Below are 533 nucleotides of genomic sequence, written 5' to 3'. Positions count from 1 at the left end.
CAGCGGCCAAACGCTTCTTCATCCGCTTCATCCGCCATGCGCTTAACAAGTTCGTGCTCTGGGTTGATTTCAAAGATGTATTTCACTTCTGGCACAGCTTGACCTGCGGCAGCAAGCAGCTTCGCCATCTGAGTCCCCATCTCGTAATCATCCGTCACAACGACTGCGGGTGTAGATGCAAGTTTAAAGGTCGTACGCACGTCTTTCACGCGGTCACCCAGGTAAGACTTGGTACGCTCAACAACCGATTTGAACTCTTCTTCGGTTTCTTTTTGCTTTTCTTTATCGGCTTCGTCTTCAAACTTACTCAAGTCAAGGCCAGCTTTTGTAATCGATTGGAACTGCTTACCATCAAACTCAGTCAGGTAGTTCATCAACCACTCGTCAATGCGGTCGAACATCAGAATGACTTCGATGCCTTTCGCTTTAAACTGCTCTAAGTGAGGGCTGTTCTTCGCCGCCGCGTAGCTGTCTGCCGTTAAGTAGTAGATCTTATCTTGGCCTTCTTTCATGCGCTCAACGTAGGACGCAAG

Annotated in this window: 1 pseudogene; it reads right to left on the bottom strand. The window is 48.6% G+C overall.

Features of this window, described 5'->3' with window-relative positions:
- Positions 1-533, bottom strand: a pseudogene (locus R7Q46_RS29925) (molecular chaperone HtpG); the annotation flags it as partial.

The organism is Vibrio sp. 811 (assembly GCF_033339195.1).
This window is presented reverse-complemented; position numbering and strand designations above follow the sequence as displayed.